Source organism: Candidatus Igneacidithiobacillus taiwanensis, from assembly GCF_031962545.1.
Lineage (GTDB): Bacteria > Pseudomonadota > Gammaproteobacteria > Acidithiobacillales > Acidithiobacillaceae > Igneacidithiobacillus > Igneacidithiobacillus taiwanensis.
This window is the reverse complement of record NZ_JAVRKK010000187.1, coordinates 1-3,415: the sequence shown is the minus strand read 5'-3', so window position 1 is coordinate 3,415 and position 3,415 is coordinate 1. Positions and strand designations below refer to the sequence as shown.

General features: G+C 59.2%; 1 protein-coding gene. It reads left to right on the top strand.

Annotated features, from left to right (window positions below; all coding sequences use genetic code 11):
• Positions 1-147: 147 nt before the first annotated feature.
• Positions 148-3,285 (top strand): type I restriction endonuclease subunit R, encoded by a 3,138-nt coding sequence (locus tag RTI30_RS13375; RefSeq protein WP_312263458.1) that lies wholly within the window; start codon positions 148-150, stop codon positions 3,283-3,285.
• The last annotated feature ends 130 nt before the right edge of the window (positions 3,286-3,415 follow it).

Sequence of the window (3,415 nt, the reverse complement as noted above, 5' to 3'; positions counted from 1 at the left end):
AGGCCCGGTGTGGGCATAGTCGCCATTTCATCGCAAATGGAGGAGGTACCCAATGTCTGTGCTAGACATTGACTTAGAAAGAATTTCTTATTTCATCCCAAACCGAGCCGGTTGCCAGGCAGCCCTGAATAGCCCAGGGATTTTACCATGCTAAACGAACACCAACTCGAAGAGGCCTGCATAGGTTGGTTTCAGGAAACCGGCTGGCACTATGTGCATGGGCCAGACATCGCGCCCGAGGGCGCGCATCCGGAGCGCGCCGATTACCGGCAGGTGATCCTGCGCGAGCGGCTGCTGGCGGCGCTTGCGCGCATCAACCCACAGATTCCAACTGCTTCGCTGGAACAGGCCGCGCATATCGTGCAAACCATCAGCGAGCCGCAGGCGGTGCTGCGCAACCGCAGCTTTCATCGGCTGCTGCTTGCAGGTGTGGATGTGGAATTTACGGTAGGGGAGAAAAAGAAAACCGACCTAGTACAGCTGATCGACTTCGCCAACCCGCAACGCAATGAATTTTTGGTCATCAATCAATTCACGGTTACCGGCAGCAAACAGCCGCGGCGGCCTGATTTAGTGGCCTTCGTCAATGGCCTACCGCTCGCGGTCATCGAGCTCAAAAACCCGGCCAACGAGCAGACCGACATCTGGGATGCCTTCAACCAGCTGCAAACCTACAAGGAAGAAATCAGCGACCTGTTCAACAGCAACGAGGCGCTGGTGGTGAGCGATGGCTGGACGGCGCGGGTGGGTTCGCTCACCGCCAATGCCGAACGGATGATGCCTTGGCGCACCATTGCCAACGAAAACGATCGCCCGCGCCTGCAACTGGAGCTGGAAACCTTAGTGCGCGGCTTTTTTCAACCGGCGCTCTTTCTCGATTACCTGCGCTACTTTGTGTTGTTTGAGCAGGATGGCGATGCCGTCATCAAGAAGATTGCGGGCTACCACCAGTTTCATGCCGTGCGCGAGGCGGTGCGGGCGACGGTGATTGCGGCCAGTTCCCCCGTTGGCGTGCAGGAAGAGCGCGCCACGTACGGTAAGGAAGTGCTACCGGGCTCACGCAAGGCCGGTGTGGTGTGGCATACCCAGGGCTCCGGCAAGAGCATCACCATGGCCTGCTATGCGGGCAAGCTGCTGCAGCAGCCGGAAATGAAGAACCCCACGCTGGTAGTGGTAACCGACCGTAACGATCTGGACGGCCAACTCTTTGCCACCTTTTGTGCCGCCAGCGACTTGCTCAAGACGACGCCTTTGCAGGCGGGCAGCCGAGATGAGCTGCGCGAGATGCTGGCCTCGCGGCAGGCAGGCGGCATCATTTTCACCACGGTGCAAAAATTCGCCCTCCTCGATGCCGAAGACCAGCACCCGCTGCTCTCCGCGCGCGCCAATGTCGTCGTCATATCCGATGAGGCGCACCGCAGCCAGTACGGTACCAAGGGGCGCTTTGACGAAAAAGCGGGCAAGTATGTGTTTGGCTATGCCAAGCACCTGCGCGATGCGCTGCCCAATGCCACCTTCATTGGCTTTACCGGCACGCCAATTGCGCTCGAAGACAAAGACACCCGCGCGGTGTTTGGCGACTACGTCAGCATCTACGATATTCAGGATGCCGTGGACGATGGCGCTACGGTACCCATCTACTACGAGAGTCGCCTAGCCAAACTGGACGTGAAACAAGCCGAAATCGACGCCCTCAATGCCCGGGTAGACGAGGTCGTGGAAGACGAAGAGGACATCGCCAGCCGCGAAAAGACCAAAAGCGACTGGGCGGCGCTGGAAAAGCTGGTGGGGGCAGCACCGCGTTTGGCACAGATAGCGCAGGATTTGGTCGAGCATTTCGAGACCCGCAGCAGCACACTCGATGGCAAGGCCATGATCGTGTGCATGAGCCGCGACATCTGCGCCCAACTCTACCAAGCCATCGTCGCCTTGCGTCCCGACTGGCACGACGACGATCCGGAAAAAGGTGCCATCAAGGTCATCATGACCGGTTCGGCGGCCGACAAGGAGCTGCTGCAGCCGCATCTGTACAGCAAACAAGTCAAAAAACGGCTGGAAAAGCGCTTCAAGGATGCCAACGACCCGCTACGGCTGGTGATTGTGCGCGACATGTGGCTCACCGGCTTTGATGCACCCTGCTGCCACACCATGTATGTGGACAAGCCCATGAAAGGCCACAACCTGATGCAGGCCATTGCGCGGGTGAACCGGGTGTTCAAGAACAAGCCCGGCGGCCTGGTGGTGGACTACATCGGCATCGCCAACGAGCTCAAGGCCGCGCTCAAAACCTACACCGAGGCCAAAGGCAAGGGTGATCCCACCCACAACGCCGCCGAAGCGCTGGCGGTATTGCTGGAAAAGATCGACATCCTGCGCGGCATGATGCACGGCTTTGATTACAGCGACTTTGAGACGGAGGCGACGGCCCTGCTGGTGCCCTGCGCCAACCACCTGCTCGGGCTGAAGGATGGCAAGCAGCGCTTTCTCGACACCATGGTCGCCGTAAACAAGGCCTACGCCCTCTGCGGCACCCTCGACGAGGCCGCCGCGCTGCGTAAGGAAATCGCCTTTTTCTCGGCGATCAAGACGGCCATCACCAAGTTCACCACCGTCGATCAAAAACGCGCCAACGAAGCCAAAAACAGCGCACTCAAGCAGATTCTCGACAATGCCATCGTTGCCGATGGTGTGGCCGATATTTTCGCCCTGGCGGGGCTCGACAAGCCCAATATCGGCCTGCTGTCGGACGCGTTTCTCGAAGACGTGCGGCAGATGGAAAGCCGTAATCTGGCCGTGGAACTCCTCGAGAAACTGCTGCGCGATGAGATCAAGGCGCGGGCACGCAACAATGTGGTGCAAGAGAAAAAATACGGCGACCGCCTGCTCGAAACCCTGCGCAGATACCACAACCGCGCCATCGAGACGGCGCAGGTCATCGAAGAATTGATCCAAATGGCCAAGGAGTTCCAGCAGGTGCTGGAGCGCGAGACGGCACTGGGCCTGAGCCCCGACGAAATCGCCTTCTATGACGCGCTCGCCAACAACGAAAGCGCCGTACGCGAACTCGGCGACGAGATCCTAAAGAAGATTGCCGTCGAGATCACCGAAAAACTGCGCGCCAGCACTACCGTGGATTGGCAGGTGCGCGAAAGCGTACGGGCGCGACTGCGCATCCTGGTACGGCGCACCCTGCAAAAATGGAAGTATCCGCCCGACCAGCAAGCCGATGCCGTAGAATTGGTACTGCAGCAGGCCGAGTCCCTGGCCAACGCCTGGAGCGAGTAGCCGGCCCGTCCGCCCCAATGCTGGCCATTCGCCTGCATAAGTTCACAAACCTTTGGCACTTCTTTGGCGAGGGAGGAGTGCCATGCAGGTTCAACATGTCGGGTACCGGATCCGGGGGTTTTACCGGGTA

Coding starts and splice junctions, on each gene's coding strand:
- RTI30_RS13375 (WP_312263458.1), top strand. CDS start 148: ATGCTAAACGAACACCAACTCGAAGAGGCCTGCATAGGTTGGTTTCAG.